Annotated in this window: 12 protein-coding genes and 4 pseudogenes; 12 read left to right on the top strand and 4 right to left on the bottom strand. The window is 34.3% G+C overall.

Annotation, left to right across the window (positions count from 1 at the left end; translation table 11 throughout):
• The first annotated feature begins 1 nt into the window (after position 1).
• The 6 genes from BM088_RS09210 (at position 2) to BM088_RS09185 (ending at position 6,832) form a co-directional block, all read left to right on the top strand.
• A complete protein-coding gene (locus tag BM088_RS09210; protein ID WP_091983038.1) occupies positions 2-556 on the top strand; it encodes a hypothetical protein in 555 nt (184 codons plus the stop codon).
• 7 nt (positions 557-563) lie between these two features.
• Positions 564-1,136, top strand: coding sequence for a hypothetical protein (locus BM088_RS09205; protein WP_091983036.1), 573 nt, complete (start codon positions 564-566; stop codon positions 1,134-1,136).
• A 59-nt stretch (positions 1,137-1,195) separates the two neighbouring features.
• On the top strand, positions 1,196-3,277 hold the full coding sequence (locus BM088_RS09200) for a secretin N-terminal domain-containing protein (RefSeq protein ID WP_091983034.1): 2,082 nt from the start codon (positions 1,196-1,198) through the stop codon (positions 3,275-3,277).
• Positions 3,278-3,598: 321 nt separating this feature from the next.
• On the top strand, positions 3,599-5,005 hold the full coding sequence (locus tag BM088_RS09195) for a hypothetical protein (RefSeq protein WP_091983032.1): 1,407 nt from the start codon (positions 3,599-3,601) through the stop codon (positions 5,003-5,005).
• A 141-nt stretch (positions 5,006-5,146) separates the two neighbouring features.
• Positions 5,147-6,247: a DegT/DnrJ/EryC1/StrS family aminotransferase gene (locus tag BM088_RS09190; protein WP_091983030.1), complete on the top strand. Its 1,101-nt coding sequence runs from the start codon at positions 5,147-5,149 to the stop codon at positions 6,245-6,247.
• 12 nt (positions 6,248-6,259) lie between these two features.
• Positions 6,260-6,832, top strand: coding sequence for an acyltransferase (locus BM088_RS09185; RefSeq protein WP_091983028.1), 573 nt, complete (start codon positions 6,260-6,262; stop codon positions 6,830-6,832).
• On the opposite strand, the pseudogene BM088_RS09180 reads toward BM088_RS09185, so the two are convergent.
• The 3 pseudogenes from BM088_RS09180 to BM088_RS28105 all read right to left on the bottom strand — a co-directional run.
• Positions 6,829-7,079 (bottom strand): annotated as a pseudogene (locus BM088_RS09180) (transposase); the annotation flags it as partial. The gene BM088_RS09185 and the pseudogene BM088_RS09180 overlap by 4 nt on opposite strands.
• Before the next feature lie 16 nt (positions 7,080-7,095).
• A pseudogene (locus BM088_RS09175) lies at positions 7,096-8,144 on the bottom strand (IS630 family transposase).
• Positions 8,145-8,799: 655 nt separating this feature from the next.
• Positions 8,800-8,967: pseudogene (locus BM088_RS28105) on the bottom strand (DUF4277 domain-containing protein); the annotation flags it as partial.
• A gap of 273 nt (positions 8,968-9,240) precedes the next feature.
• On the opposite strand from BM088_RS28105, the gene BM088_RS09165 reads away from it, so the two are divergent.
• Genes BM088_RS09165 through BM088_RS09155 form a run of 3 tightly spaced genes read left to right on the top strand, consistent with a single transcriptional unit; the run spans position 9,241 to position 12,772 of the window.
• Complete coding sequence (locus BM088_RS09165; protein WP_091983022.1) at positions 9,241-10,191, top strand: Wzz/FepE/Etk N-terminal domain-containing protein; 951 nt, start codon at positions 9,241-9,243, stop codon at positions 10,189-10,191.
• Positions 10,192-10,228: 37 nt separating this feature from the next.
• Positions 10,229-11,635, top strand: coding sequence for a lipopolysaccharide biosynthesis protein (locus tag BM088_RS09160; RefSeq protein WP_091983019.1), 1,407 nt, complete (start codon positions 10,229-10,231; stop codon positions 11,633-11,635).
• 3 nt (positions 11,636-11,638) lie between these two features.
• Entirely contained in the window at positions 11,639-12,772 is a 1,134-nt protein-coding gene (locus tag BM088_RS09155; protein ID WP_091983016.1) for a TDP-N-acetylfucosamine:lipid II N-acetylfucosaminyltransferase family protein, read from the top strand.
• 44 nt (positions 12,773-12,816) lie between these two features.
• Here BM088_RS09155 and BM088_RS09150 read toward each other — a convergent pair.
• Positions 12,817-13,004, bottom strand: a pseudogene (locus BM088_RS09150) (IS1595 family transposase); the annotation flags it as partial.
• 545 nt (positions 13,005-13,549) lie between these two features.
• Between BM088_RS09150 and tnpA the strand changes: the two are divergent.
• The 3 genes from tnpA (at position 13,550) to BM088_RS09135 (ending at position 15,111) form a co-directional block, all read left to right on the top strand.
• Entirely contained in the window at positions 13,550-13,852 is a 303-nt protein-coding gene (gene tnpA, locus BM088_RS09145; RefSeq protein WP_091983014.1) for an IS66 family insertion sequence element accessory protein TnpA, read from the top strand.
• Complete coding sequence (tnpB, locus tag BM088_RS09140) at positions 13,849-14,196, top strand: IS66 family insertion sequence element accessory protein TnpB (RefSeq protein WP_091983012.1); 348 nt, start codon at positions 13,849-13,851, stop codon at positions 14,194-14,196. Before tnpA ends, tnpB begins: the two co-directional genes overlap by 4 nt.
• 96 nt (positions 14,197-14,292) lie before the next feature.
• Positions 14,293-15,111, top strand: a complete 819-nt coding sequence (locus BM088_RS09135; protein ID WP_245763785.1) for an IS66 family transposase — start codon at positions 14,293-14,295, stop codon at positions 15,109-15,111.
• The last annotated feature ends 287 nt before the right edge of the window (positions 15,112-15,398 follow it).

The following is a 15,398-nucleotide window of genomic DNA, read 5'->3' as shown; positions in this document are numbered from 1 at the left end:
AGTGGCTGAATTTAGAAAGCATGCTTTGTTGTTATCTTTTATGGCAGTATTAATTGTTGCCAAATTTATTTTTGTGCCAATATTTGATTGGCAAAATAAACAATTACAAAGTATTAAACTACTTGAAAAAAAACAGCAAAAAATGACTAGTGTATTAACCAGTAAAAATGAAACTAATGAAGCTAATACTTCGTTAATAAAGATAAACAGCGTAGGGGAAAGCTTTTTTTTTCCTTACCAAACTGAATCTGCTTTTAAACTCAAGCAGCAAAAAATGCTTGAAACCTTGGTAACCAAACACAAGGTTCAAATAGAGCGCATAGCTTGGCAAGTAATAACCGTTTTTGAAGATTTATCTGTAAAACGTTATCAGTTGCAGTTATCTATTAAAGGCAAAACAAATCAAGTAGTAGAGCTATTTTCTGCCTTCGAAAATAATGAAAAGTTGATTGATATTAAAAATTTTAATGTGAGCTTTAAAGGTCAAAGAGAGAACACTTTGGGCCAGTTGTCTGGTAATTTAACATTACAGTTATATGTTATTAATAAAGCCTGAGTAAAATATGATTCAAAATTTAATCACTAATAAGTTGGGTTTGTTTGTTATTGTTTTAACAAGCTTATGGATTGCAACAGATATTAATAGTCGACTAAGTATTACTAGTGAAACAGCAAATAGAAACACTTTAATTGATGCTGTAGTTGCATTTAAACCTCCACAACTTTCAAAAGTTCATTTTTTAGATTTAAAAATGGCATATAAAAAATATCAAAGTGAAAATGTAGATTCTAAACCTATACAAAATATTGGTATGAGTGAACAAGATCAGGCTAGGCAAAAAGGCGAACTCAGTAATTTATTTATCGGAGAGAATAAATTAACGCTTAAAGCTGTGATTAATCGTAATATAAGTGAAAGTAATACAACAGTTAAAGCTAAGCAGCTAGTTGCATTAATATTAATTGAAAATGTAAAAAGCGGGGAAAGTGAGATAAAACGATTTAGCCACAATGACCAAATGCAAGGGTTTGTTTTAACCATTGATAAAAATACCCAAGTTAATTTCACTAAACGGCTTAAAGGTGGTGAACAAAAAGTCACATTGACTATGTATGACAAGGGGGTTAGTAGTTAAGTTCTAGAGTCTATGACTTAAATCCTAGGCTCTAGAACTTAGAGGCTTTAAATAACATAATGAATAATTTAAAAAATACGATGCAAATGAAAAATATAAAACATATTACTTTTAGTTTTTTAGTAACTTTGAGTTTAAATGCCTGTGTTACAGCTCCTAATGCTAAATACAGCCCTAAAAAATCCTACTTAAAACAAGATTCAATCAGTTTAGCTGCATCTACAGGTGCAAATTTAGATGATAAAAAACTAAGTGAGTTAAAAGTTGATTTAAAGAAAGATGACGTAACTTATTTGCCATCTCTAACTTCTGAAAAAATACAAAAAAAAGCAGTAGTTGATTTAACGGAGCAATTTAGTGAGTTTAATACTGTTAAAATCACTGCTGATGACTTGCCTTTGAAAGATTATTTACATTATGTTTTAGGTGATTTGTTAAAAATAAGTTACATTTTAGGTGAGCAAGTAAAAACTGACTCACAAAGTGTTACGCTTAATCTGCAACAAAATATTAGCCAGCGTAAATTGTTTTCACTAAGCGAGCAATTATTAGTAGAACGTGGTTATGTGATCCGATTTGATGATGGCATATTTTACATTCATAAGGAAGAAGGTAAAGCATCGGGCGCTTTTGCCTATGGTTATGGTAATAAAATTGAAAGCGTACCTAAAACTTCAGCAACCATATTGCAGTTAGTACCATTTAATTTCGGCATGCAAACATCATTAGCCAATACGCTTACTCAAATCTTGAAAATAAGAGCGCAGGCTGACTTTCAACGCAGCACATTAATATTACAAGGTAAGCGAAAAGATATTATAAGGGCGTTAGAATTTATAAACTTGATGGATCAACCCATATTTAAAAATAGACATATAGGCGCGTATAAAACAACTTATGTTAGTACTGATGATTTAATGAAACAGCTACCAATATTGCTTAAGCAAGAGGGAGTAAGTGTTAGTGCTGCTGGACAGAATGATTTAGCAGTCTCTTTGGTGGCATTAGATCGAATTGGAACATTAATTTTATTTGCTAATAGTGAGCAATTAATTGATAGAGTGTTTTTCTGGGCTAAACAAATAGATCAAGCCCCCAGTGGTAATGAGCTACAGTATTTTTTATATGCACCTCAGTTTTCTAGAGCAACCGATTTGGGTGAAAGTTTGCAGTTGTTAATTGGTGGAGGTAGCTCCACTGTAAGCTCTAATACATCGGCTTCATCACAAAATAAGCAAATAACTTCTAAGACAAACAAACCAAGTAACGGTATGTCAGCCTCAAACGAAGATATGAATTTAGTGGTTGATGAACGTGCCAATGCATTGATATTTCATACTACAGGAGATAAGTACCGACAATTATTACCTTTAATAAAGCGGTTAGACGTTATGCCAAAACAAGTTTTATTAGAGGTAATGATAGCGGAAGTAAAACTCTCTGATGTATTTAAGCAAGGGGTAAGTTTTGCCTTAACCAATCAAGGGAGTATTAATAAAGTAGGTGGTTTTAAGTTTGAATCTGGCGCTAAAGGTTTAAGCTATGTTTTATCCGGTGGGCAAGGTAATTTAACCTTTAGTTTATTAGAAACGAATTCGAATGTTAATGTTTTATCTCGCCCTTCATTATTGGTACGAGATGGTGTTAAAGCTACAATTATAGTTGGTGATGATATACCTACAGTAGGTGAAATAATTACAGATCCTACAAATGGTAGTCAAACTTCTGTTATATATCGAAAAACAGGTGTGGAACTACAAGTGAAGCCTACGATTAATGCACAGGGGATAGTAATTATGGAGATCGCTCAAAAAATTAGTAATCAAGTGAAAGGTGATTCATCAGTTGCTGGTTCTCCTATTATATTTGAACGAAGTATAAGTACTGAGGTCATTGCACAGAGTGGGCAAACTATTATTTTAGGCGGTTTAATAAGTGAAAATAGAACAATTAATGATACTTCTGTGCCATTTTTTTCAAGCATCCCCATTGTTGGAAAGTTGTTTGACTCTACTGAAGATACCGATGATAAAACAGAGTTAGTCGTTTTAGTCACACCTAAGGTGATAGAGTCAGTTGAGGAATGGGAGAATATTAAACTAAAGTTTTCATCAGCATTCAAAAAGCTTAAAATTGATTAATAAATTGACATATTACAAGTTTTTAACGTATTTACACTTGAATTAAAGTTGTTTATTGTTTACTGTCTTAGAAGTTTAATTTTCAGTTTATTTAAACTTTATCATTACTAAAGATTAGTAAAGATTAGTAAAGTGATCTTTTTTGAAGTTTTTATAAATAAATATTGTTGACAATGATTTTTGACTGATTAAACTAGTTACTGCTAAAAGTCGCTTAGGCGACGGCCTAAGTGTTTATGACCTAAGTGTTAGCTTTAATAAAATAAATGTTGATGTATTTGGAATTTAATGCATCAGTTTCATGAAACAAAGGAAATAAAAATGTTAAAAAAATCTCTATTAGCTCTAGCTGTTTCTGCAGCCGCTTTTTCTGGTGCCGTTAACGCTGCAGCTGTAATCACTGGTTTTACACCAGCTGTTGTTGCTTTAGAAGGTCACCAGAATACAACTATTGGTAACAATAAGCTTGATGAAGTAAATATGATTGGTGGTGCAGATACTATTATTGTTACTGCTGGTACAGCATATATTGTAAATGATTTAGTATATGTTAGTGTTTCAGGTGCAACTTTCGATACTACAATCCCACCAACGTTCGCATTTACTACAGCTGGTACAGGTACTGCAAATTTTGTTGATTTTTCTGATGCAAACACTGCTCGTTTCCGTATCGCTACAGCTGACTGGGCAGCAGCTGATCTTTTAACTATTACTGGATTTGATTTAAAAACAACTGGTGCAACAACAGCTACAAATATTAAGTTTGGTGCAAAAGCTGTTTCAGTTAACCCATTAATCGGTGATTATGATAAAGCTGTAGATTTATCAGCTTTTACATTTGCTAATCAATTATCAAATGTAATTACACCGCTTAATGCTGAAGTTAGTACTGGAGCAGGTCGCGCAGAATTCACTACTACTGGTGGTCATGCAACTTTACAAGACGTATTAACAGTGGCTACAACTGATACACCTACAGCTGTAGATTCAATATTAGTTACTAAAGTAACGCATGTTCTTACTGGTAATTACTCTTGGGTAATGGATTACGACCTAGCAGCTAACGGCGGTGATGCTGATGGCGTAATGGACGCTGCTGAAATTGCAAAAGCATTCACAACTACTCTAGGTGCTCCTGCACTTGGTGCGGATAATGTTGTTTATACACTTAATACAGCTTTAACTACTTTAACTGCAACACATAATGTTGTTGGTGGTGTTTTAAATACTTCAAGTGGTATCGATGCATCTGTTGCATTACAATTAAACGCAGTTGGTAATGCAAAGAGTGGGTCTACAATCTTTGCTCCTCAATCGTTTGCTTTAAATACGACTGTTTCAAATGGAACGATTAGTTACTCATTACCAGAAGTAACTGGCGGTAAATTTACACTGGATGGTTCAACTACTAATGTTGCATTTATGCCATATGGTGCTAACTATGCACAATCTATCACAGTAAGTAACCGTGGTTCTGTAGTTGGTGCTATCACTGTTGATATTTTTGCAGATGGTGTTAAACACTCTAAAGTATTAACTGCCACTTCAGCAGCTAACTCAGTTACTAATATCAGTACTGAAGTTAAAGATTTTGTTGCTGAAAAATTTGGTGCTACATTTGAAGGTAATGTAAGTCTATCTATTGTGACTAATTCACCTAGCGTTGAAGCTACGGCTCTTTACTACGCTAAATCAGATGCTGATCGCGTATTAGTTCAATCTAAATAATTTTAGTTTTTAACTATCGTTATTATAAAAACGCGCTTCGGCGCGTTTTTTGTTTCTGATAGCATGTAAGCTTACCTCTAGACCCTTTCTATAACATTTGCTAGAATCTTAGCAACTTTTATCCCACCAGACCTTTGCCTTGTGAAATACCCTATAGTTAAACCTTATTTACCTTGTTTAGAAAAATATCAAAATTATATTAGTGATGTATTTGAACGTAATTGGTTGACTAATAATGGACCGTTAGTACAGAAACTTGAAAAGCGTCTAGCTGAATATTTAGGTGTGGAGCATTTATTATTAGTCGCAAATGGTACCCTTGCTTTACAAGTGGCCTATGCAGCGTTAGGTATTAAGGGGAAAGTGCTTACAACGCCTTTTTCATTTGCAGCGACAGCAAGCTCTTTAGTTTGGCATGGTTTGCAAGCTGAGTTTATTGATGTTGATGCAGGTTCATTCAATTTAAATGCTGATAATATTTCAACTGAGCAAATTGATACTGCCAGTGCAATACTTGCAGTACATGTTTTTGGAAATCCATGTGAGGTTGAAAAGCTAGCCGCTTTGGGAGCTGAGCATGATATGAAAATTATATACGATGCAGCACATGCTTTTGGCAGTAATTTTAATGATCAATCGGTATTAAATTATGGTGATGCAGCAACTTTAAGTTTTCATGCAACTAAGTTATTTCACAGTACTGAAGGTGGTGCAATTATTTTCAAAAATAAAGCTGATTATGATAATGCCCGCCAATTAATCAATTTTGGCTTTGACAAAAATAATCACCCTGAACTTGTTGGTATCAATGCAAAAATGAGTGAAATGCATGCTGCTATGGGTTTAACTGTTTTAGAGAATATTGACCATATTACAGCACAAAGAAGTGAGCTAGTTAATCGTTACCATCAAAACCTTGAAACTATAACTTGCGAGTTATTACAATTACAGCATTGGCATGTAGCAGGTGTGAGAAATGGCGCTTATATGCCGGTTTTATTTAAAGATGAATCATCTGTATTATTAATCGCTGATCAATTAGCTAATGAAGATATAGGTACTCGTCGTTATTTTCACCCAAGTTTATCTCAAGTTGAAGCTTATGGAATGAAGGGTGATACGCCAATAGCGAATGATATTGCTTCTCGTATTTTATGCCTACCTCTGTATACCGATTTAACACTTGTTGATGTTGATTATATTTGCGATAAAATTAAGTTTTTTCTTGATGTAAGATCTTAGAGAATAAATTATATGAGTATATACAGCCAAACAGAATTAATGGCACTTGGTTTTGCATGCGTTGGTAAAAATGTTTCGATTTCTAAAAAAGCCTCACTTTACGGCATAAGCCGCATATCAATTGGTGATAACGTACGTATTGATGATTTCTGTGTGCTGTCGGCGGGAGAGGGGGGCATTGAAATTGGTGATTACATACATATCGCTGTATACAGCTCTATTATTGGGGCTGCTAAAGTTATATTAGCTGATTATTGTAATATATCATCTCGGGTTTCCATTTACTCTAGTAATGATGATTACTCAGGTGAGTTTATGAGTAACCCTATGATAAATGAGCAATATACTAACGTTACACACGCACCTGTGACTATTAATAAACATGTAATAGTTGGTAGTGGTGCTGTTGTCTTACCGGGTGTAACTTTAGCTCAAGGTTGTGTGATTGGCGCCTTGTCTTTAGTGAATAGATCGGCAGAAGCCTTTGGTATTTACGCAGGCCAGCCAGCCAAATTTATTAAATCTAGAAAGAAAAATCTATTGTTAATTGAAAAAAAAATGGTAAATAACCTGAGATCGGTTTAAGCCACAACCATTTGATTCATTTCAACATCTGTAATATTCAATTTTGGCTTGTTTTCTTTCTTTCAGAGAATAAGCCACAAGGGCACCTATAATATTCAGCATTAAGCCATTTATACTTCTATATCGTGAATGTTCTATTTGATAAGTATTTTCCAATTGATCCTTGATTTTTTCAATGATAAACCTTCGAGATAACATGGCTCTATCTCAAACAGATAAAATTTTCTTCCATATTTTTACGGAAGTTATACCAATCAAATTAATTAACTTCTCACTTTAATCCAATCTCTGGAACATATTTTTTTGACCCTATCAATGTCGCTGATAAAAGAATTCCATGCTGCAGACTTAACACTATCCTCATAGCCATTAAATCAGAGATTAGCTACTTCATTTTGACGAAGCCACTGCCACAGCTGTTCAATTGGATTTAATTCTGGTGAATATGGAGGAAGTTTTATTATGCTTATGTTCTTAAATTCATTTTCTAGATACTCCTGATACCAAGCGGCACCATCTACAATGATCACAGCATGTCTGCCTCTTTTTTCCGTTCAGAAATGAGTTTCAAATGCGCATGCATAATGTCCATATTTACGTATGGCGTGATTATCGCTTCAGTTGAGCCAGTGGAAGGACAAACAGCACCGAACAAATAAGCATACTAAATTTGTTGCTGTTTTACTGCTGCTGGTCGCGTGCCTGTTTTGGCTCAAAGTCGAGTTGTGGTATTTTTCTGACCAAATCTGGCTTCATCTTGAAACCACATATCTATCTGCTCAACAGAGATTCGCAACGGGGTCTTTTGATCATTTTGTTTTTGAATTTTTTAAAATCCTCTTGAATATCTAATGATTGCTTAGGGTGCCTAGAACGACTGGTGATCCATGAAAAGTTAAGTGAATGTAGTAAGCGATAAATATTATCAAGGCTATATTTAATACCAAGCTCATCATGAATATAATTTATAAGTAAAGCGGTTTTAAATCTTCCACCATCAGGTTTAATACTATTATCCAGGACATACTTCTTGAATAATGCCAGTTGTTTTTCACAAAGTGCACAAGGGCGTCTACTTCTAGGTTTGTCTTTTATCCCTTCGAGTCCATCAATATAAAAACGACGTACCCAATCATTGGCGCTTCTACGACTAATTTTTAAAAGCTTTGGATTTCCCTGATTTCACTAGACAGATTTCAGTTCTATTGGCTCCCTCTTTGATATGGGCAAGAGCGAGGAGTCGAATGCGCATTCGTGCATTAGTTTCTTTAGCAATTAATTTTTTAAAATTGATTTCTACTAAGGGGTTCATTATTAAAAGCTTGTGTTAAAAAGGTAATGTAATTAGATCACAAACTTAATAGGGTTGGTATAATTTGCCGATGCCGTTTGATAAAGTTTCTCTGTCTGGCGAGTGCGAAAAGTTTTTTTGGTTCAAAAGCGGCATTGATTTTTTCTGTTAACGTTGTAGGTCCATTGTCTTTGTGTCTTTTATTATTAATTTTGGCGAACCAATGAGATCACAAATCAGGCACGAAGACACCTTTTAAATCCTTAATATCTTACATATGAACAATGCTTAACAATGTTTTTAAAGCCTTCGTTGCCATAAATATTGCCACTGGCCGCTTACATATACATCGGAGTAGCTGCTTTGTTTTTAGTGCTTAAATTGGGTGTAGCCTGGTTCAACTCTGCCCGATAGTCTCTATTGTATGTAAACTCGAACTAATTTGACTGTTTTGCTGCTGCCGCCATGCCCATAATTACCATTAACATGAACACTGGTCGAGTCTAAATTAATACCTTCGCAAGGAAACTCCATGTGCTTGACTGCGCTGTTAGATAGCGTTTGGTAAATATCTAATACACCTGTTTCATAAAGCTTATCAAGGAAGCAACCAGTGCATCATCATAAATATACTCCGCCTTGATCCTTTTAGCGACAAAGCGTTCTTTGAAGTATTTCAGATACAGATGTAGGTACGTCCAACAAAACCAAGCCAGGTTAAAATCATGACTTCATTAAGTTGGCTGTTAGAAATAAACTTGTCATTACTGTGCCCTGAGACTGCCTTGTCAATTAACTTGGCAATACCAAGCTCTTTGTTCATGTCAGAAATTAAACCTAAATGATCAAGAGCTTTATTGAATACGACACTATTATTTTTCCATCACCTAAAGATAAGTAATAGATCAAATATGGAGATCTGCGTCAAGGTTTTTAATTAAATCTTTAGGTGCGGGAAGGTAGTTGTAAATAAGTCTTGTTACTTGATTAATACTGAATAGTTCTATTTTTTAGTACCTGATATAAGCTTGTTTTTTAAATATCTCCATGTAGTTTTTTATGTCTGTTAAATGTTACAATGCGCGCCCATTAACAAAGTTACGGCGGATTAATTTAGATGGAACATGAATTATTAGGTTTGGAAGATACCACTGAAATAGTAAGTTTTAAGAAGCTATATCGCATTATTTGGCGTATGAAATGGCTTATTATCGCTATAACCTTGGTATTTACTCTTGGTGCTTCTTATTATGCTATCAAGCAACCTAATATTTATAGAGCAAATGGGATTTATATCCCAGCAAAAAATCAAACCGGAGGAGGTTTGTCACAATTAGCTGGGCAGTTTGGTGGTTTAGCTAGTATGGCTGGTATTAGTCTTGGTGGTGACAAAGGGGATGATAATGAAATTGCGATTGAATTATTAAAATCTCGCAGCTTTTTACAAAGCTTTATTGAGAAGCGTAACATCCTGCCACAGATTATGGCTGCTGAAAAATGGAATGAATCAACAAATACCCTTGTATATAATCCTGAAATCTATGATATTAAAAATAATAAATGGGTTGTAAACGAGTCATCAGATAAAAAAACTAAACCAACGGCCTGGGATGCTTATTATAAACTATTGGGCATGATCAATGTTCAATATATGATGAAAAAAGGTATGGTAAAAATATCTGTTAGTTACCTTTCTCCCGAAGTTTCTGTTCAGTGGTTAAATTGGTTAGTAGAAGATTTAAATCAATATTGGCGTCAAAAAGATAAGCAGCAAGCAGTTGAAAGTGTTGAATATCTACAGAAACAAATAAGGCAAACGAACATTAGTGAAATGCATTCAATTTTTTATAATATTATTGCTGAACAAACCCAACAAATTTTGCTTACTGAAGTTAGAAAAGAATACCTTTTTAAAACATTGGCTCCAATTGTTACACCTGAAGAAAAATTTGCACCGTCTCGCGCTTTATTATGTATTGTTGGTATGTTCATTGGTAGCTTAATTGCATTGTTAATTTCATTTGTTTATGTCTCTTTTTGTCCTGAGAGAAAAGCTAAAAACATTTGATTGTCTGATTTTAGAAATTGTATGATGCATAAATAAAATGAATTTATCTAAATTAGCAAGTTTTGCTTTAGGGCCGTTTATGGCCGCAGGGCTAGGCTTAATAACTGTGCCCTTAATGGCTTGGTTATTTTCACCTGAAGTCGTAGGTCAAATTGCGATGTTCAATACTTTTTTAGCTGGAACAGCTCTTGTATTGACCTTAGGTTTAGACCAAGCCTATGTTAGGGAATATCATGAAGTTAATAACAAACCACAACTTTTACGTTCATTGATTTGTTTGTCATTGTTGGTGGTTATTGTATTTTGTGTAATGGTAATTATATTTAACCAATTCTTTGCTAAGTTACTATTTTCAATAAAAGAAAATACTTTGCTGATCTCTAGTGGCGTTGCGTTAGTTATTGTAGCTAATATCATCTATCGATTTTTAAGTTTAGTTTTGCGTATGCAAGAGCATGGGGTTAAATTTTCAATTTTACAGATTAGTTCTAAAGTAACCTTAGTGATCGCTTTGTTATCTCTATTGTTTTTAAAAGGTAAATTTGGTTTTATTACTGCTTTTGGTTTTAGCTGCTTATCATTATTGATTGCCAGTTTAGTTGCTATGGTTTTAACAAGAAGGGAATGTGCTTTAGCTTTAACGAGTGTTTTTGATATTGAACTTATTAAACCAGCTGTTAAATTTGGTTTCCCGTTGGTGATTTCGGGCTTTGCATATTGGGGCTTAATTTCAGTAGATCGTTGGGCTATTCGTTATTATTCAGGGCTTGAGCAGTTAGGTATTTATTCAGTCGCATTTAGCTTTGCAGCCGTTATGACTGTATTTCAACAGGTGTTTTCTACTGTCTGGGCTCCTATTGTTTATAAATGGCACAAAAAGGGTATTGATATTAATCAACTCAGTATCGTTACTGACTGGGTTGTTGTTATTCTCACACTTGTATTCTTTGTTGTTACTTTAACAAGTCCTCTACTTACTTTCTTTTTACCAACTGAATATGCTGATGTAGTTTTTTTATTACCAGCGTGTATGTTGTTCCCTGTATTTTATACTTTGTCAGAAACAACAGTTGTGGGCATGAATGTAGCTCGAAAAACTAATTATTCAATAATAATCACTATACTGCCATTATTACTTAATTTTCTACTTTGCTACTTATTAATACCTAAATATGCTGCGGGAGGCGCTGCAGTGGCTGTAGCAAGTGCTTTTTGTTTGTATATGACTTTACGAACAGAAATATCTAAATGGGTATGGAAAAAATTTCATACTACAAAGCTGTATTTGATTTCAGTTTTGCTTTTACTTAATGCATTTTGGCCTGCATTAACGATGACTGTCATGCCTTGGTACGTTAATTTTATCTGTTTGTTATTTGTTCTCATATTATATAAACACCGTTTATTTAATGTGAAAAATGATATCACTAATCTAAAAAGTTGAGTTATGTGTAAAAAACATATATTGCATTTAGTCACAAAATTACCTGAAAAATATAATACTAAGTTTATTGAATTCAGTGAAAATAATTTAAATGAGTACCGACACACTTATGTTTCCTTAAGTTCAACAGTAAGTGAGAATGAGGAGCGAAAGATTGATTCGACTAATATTATTGATCTTAATAATTTAGGTCGATTAAAAAAAATGAAAGCTTTAATTAAGCTATTTTTATCACCGAAATATGATTTAGTGATATTCCATGGTTTATTCTATCAAGGACCATTTTTACTTTTTTTAGCCGGATTATTTAAATTTACATCCTTAGCTGAAAAAGTGCTTTGGATGACTTGGGGCGGAGATATTTATTATTTTCAAAATCGGCCTAACTCTCTTTTTGGATGGTTTAACGAGTATTTACGAAAAAGTATTATTAAACGATTGTTTTTTATCTCTGCACTTGTAGAGGAAGAAGTCGCTTTACTTAGAGTAAATTATAATGCAAAAGCAATAGGATTTAATGCTTTTTATCCAAACCCTACAAATTATGAAATTATTGACGAAGAAGAAGTTTCTTCTGATATTGAGTATAAATTTCTAGTAGGTAACTCGGCCGACCCCCAAAATAATCATATTGATATGCTGAATTCTCTTTCGCATTTAAAAGATACAATTAAGGTCTATTGTATCTTGTCATACGCTATCGTCGATACGAATTACGTTGAAGAAGTTAAGTTGGTAGGAAAGAAGTTATTCGGTGAAAACTTTATTCCATTAGAGCAGTTCATGGTTTCTTCAGAATATAAAGATCTTATTAATTCAATGGATTTCGCCTGTTATTATCATAATCGACAACAGGCTTTAAGTAATATTTTTCAGTTTCTGCATTTAGGAAAAATTGTTTTTTTGAGAAAAGATACATTGTCTTATTCTTATTTAAATCGTTTAGGCTTTAATTTACAAAATAGTGAGGAATTGAGCAGTTTATCTATTAGTAAGTTGAAAGAATTAAAAATTATAGGCTTAAATAATCGAATTGAAAATAAAAAATATATAGAAAAATATTTTTCTGATGATGCGGCAGTAATTAAATGGCAGCAAACTTTAGATAAAATCTTTAGCTTTTTAAAAAAAAGCTAATTGTACCTGAATAAACAAATGTTGTTTTGAATAAATGATCCTGATTACCCATAAAGCCCAGCCATATGTAAATACTTATTTGGCATATAGGAGGAGTTCGTAAAGCAATATAAGCAAATCGCAGTAACATGTTTTTTAGTTGAAAACGTCGATAAAATAAGTACCGAGGGAAATGTTTATGTTGAACGGCATGATATGTGCCAACAATTGAATTTTTAACATTGCCTATCAGAAATCGAGAGCTTCCCTTGGTAAATAAGATACGACAAAGTTGCTTAGTGTTAATAAGACCACGTTTAGTAGCTCAAATCTAAGCTGACAAGACACCCGTAAAAAACGAGTGACTGTCAAATCAGGTCGAGACTAATACAAATTAGATAAAAAAGAAGTTCACAAAAGTCAGTTGGGACTCTTTTAACCCCTTGAACTTTAATAGATTGTTTTGGATGCTTTGAGTGAGTTGTGATCCAGGTTAGATTAAGTCCATGTCAAAGATGATATATATTGTTTTTTGATATTGCATATTAAACTCTGACAAAATATAAGCTTGTACATCTTTCCCTTGTAATCGACCACCATCAGATTTAACCTCTGAATTTACGACATAATTCTTAACTTGTTGTAATTGACCTTCACTAAGCGCTTTAGGACGTCCAGTGTGTTTTTCTCTTTAAGTCCTGTTAGTCCACTATCTAAATGTAAACATCCGGCGGTCTGCGTCTAATAAATCAAAGCCATTTTAGCTAAGTTATTACCAAACAACCCTTGGAGTAACTTATGAGAATTATGCGCAGCCAAGAACAATGGCAATCTATTATTGAAGAGCAACAATCGAGTGGTTCAACCATTATTGATTATTGTCGCCACCATAAACTCTCACTGACTGGCTTTTATGCTCACCGTAAAAAACTAGATTTAACGCAACCTGGATTTATTCGCGCTAAAGTGACGCAACAGATTGAGCTAGAGACACGCTCAGATGAAAATATTAGTCTAAGCGTTGGTAATGCAACTCTCTCTTTACCAAGTTCAACTTCAGCTTCGTATCTTGCTCAAATATTACGAGAGTGTGCCAGATGAAAGTGTTTGTTGATGTACCCAAGGTGTTTTTGCATCGTGATTTTGTCGATTTTAGAAAATCCATCAATGGACTCGTTGGTATTGTTGAATATGAACTGGCTCGTGATGCTTATTCTGGTGCATTATTTGTATTTTGTAATAAAGCCAAAGATAAACTCAAAATTTTGTATTGGGATAAAACAGGTTTTGCATTGTGGTCCAAACGACTTGAGAAACAAAAGTTCAAATGGCCTAGCAAAATATCGACTCAAGAATTTACATTGAGTTCAGAGCAGCTTCAATGGTTATTATCAGGATATGATGTACTTGGTCATGAACAATTACATTATCAATCACAGATCTAATTAGATCAAAATAGCAGTCAACGATCGTGTACATGCCCTTAATATTATTTAAATTCGAAAACAGATTAGACTTAAAATACTTGCTAAACTGCGAGCATGAAAATTGATGCTAATTCTCTCCCAGATGACCCTGAACAACTCAAGAATATGGTACTTGAGTTGCAACATCGAATGGATAAAGCATTAGCAAAAAAAGATGAAATCATTGATAGCTTGCTTGAGCGTTTTGAAGTAGCCAAACGTAAGCAATTTGGTCAAAGCTCTGAGAAATTACCTGGCTCAGGTGAAACCTTCAACGAAGCAGAAGAGATCATTGATGAAGCGGATAAGGTCTTATTAGCTGAGTCAGAAATAAATAAAAGTAACGCCGTTAAGAGCAAACCTAAACGTAAACCACTACCAAAAAACTTACCCCGTAAAATCGTCACTATAGATTTATCGAGTGAAGAAAAAATTTGTGATTGCTGTCAGAGTAAACTACATCAAATAGGTGAAACGCGTAGTGAAAAGTTAGCGTTCGTACCAGCACATATTAAAGTGATAGAAACTGTTCGCCCAAAATATGCGTGCAAGCAGTGTGAAAAAACAGACACCAAAAATCACATCAAGTTAGCGCCAATGCCAACAAGCCCCATTCCAAGGGGCATTGCAACAAGCAGTTTACTGAGTCAGGTTATCAGCGCCAAATATCAATATGGCTTGCCATTATATCGACAAGAAAAAATGTTCACTGACTATGGTATTGCGCTGAGTCGAAAAACCATGTCAGATTGGATTATACGTTGCGGGGAATTATTTGCTCCGTTGTATGAAAAATTAAAAAACACCTTACTTAGTCAAGCTGTCATTCATGCAGATGAAAGTGTGCCAAGACGGCATGTTGTTATACCAAACAGCATTTCTTGCTGTTTCTGAGATGGAAGTAGGCCTTCCGTATTCGCTTTACAGGAGGAGAATACAAACCACCTCAAGCTGCTATGGTTAAAAGCCATGGTAGTGAGCGTTGAGGAAAAGGCAACTTTAAGTTGTCAGGTATGGATAGAGGAGATGAACTCGTGTGAACCACTGGACAAGTGTCGTTACGTGTAAATGTTGTCGAAACTGTGCTCTTTTCGTTGGCATAGGACAAGAATAGCGGAAACCTGTTTATTGGCTATTTGGCAACCGGCATTGAGGTGGCATGACCTCTATCTAGGCTCAGA

This window comes from Pseudoalteromonas denitrificans DSM 6059, from assembly GCF_900112265.1.
In the GTDB taxonomy this organism is placed as follows: Bacteria; Pseudomonadota; Gammaproteobacteria; order Enterobacterales; family Alteromonadaceae; genus Pseudoalteromonas; species Pseudoalteromonas denitrificans.
This window is presented reverse-complemented; position numbering and strand designations above follow the sequence as displayed.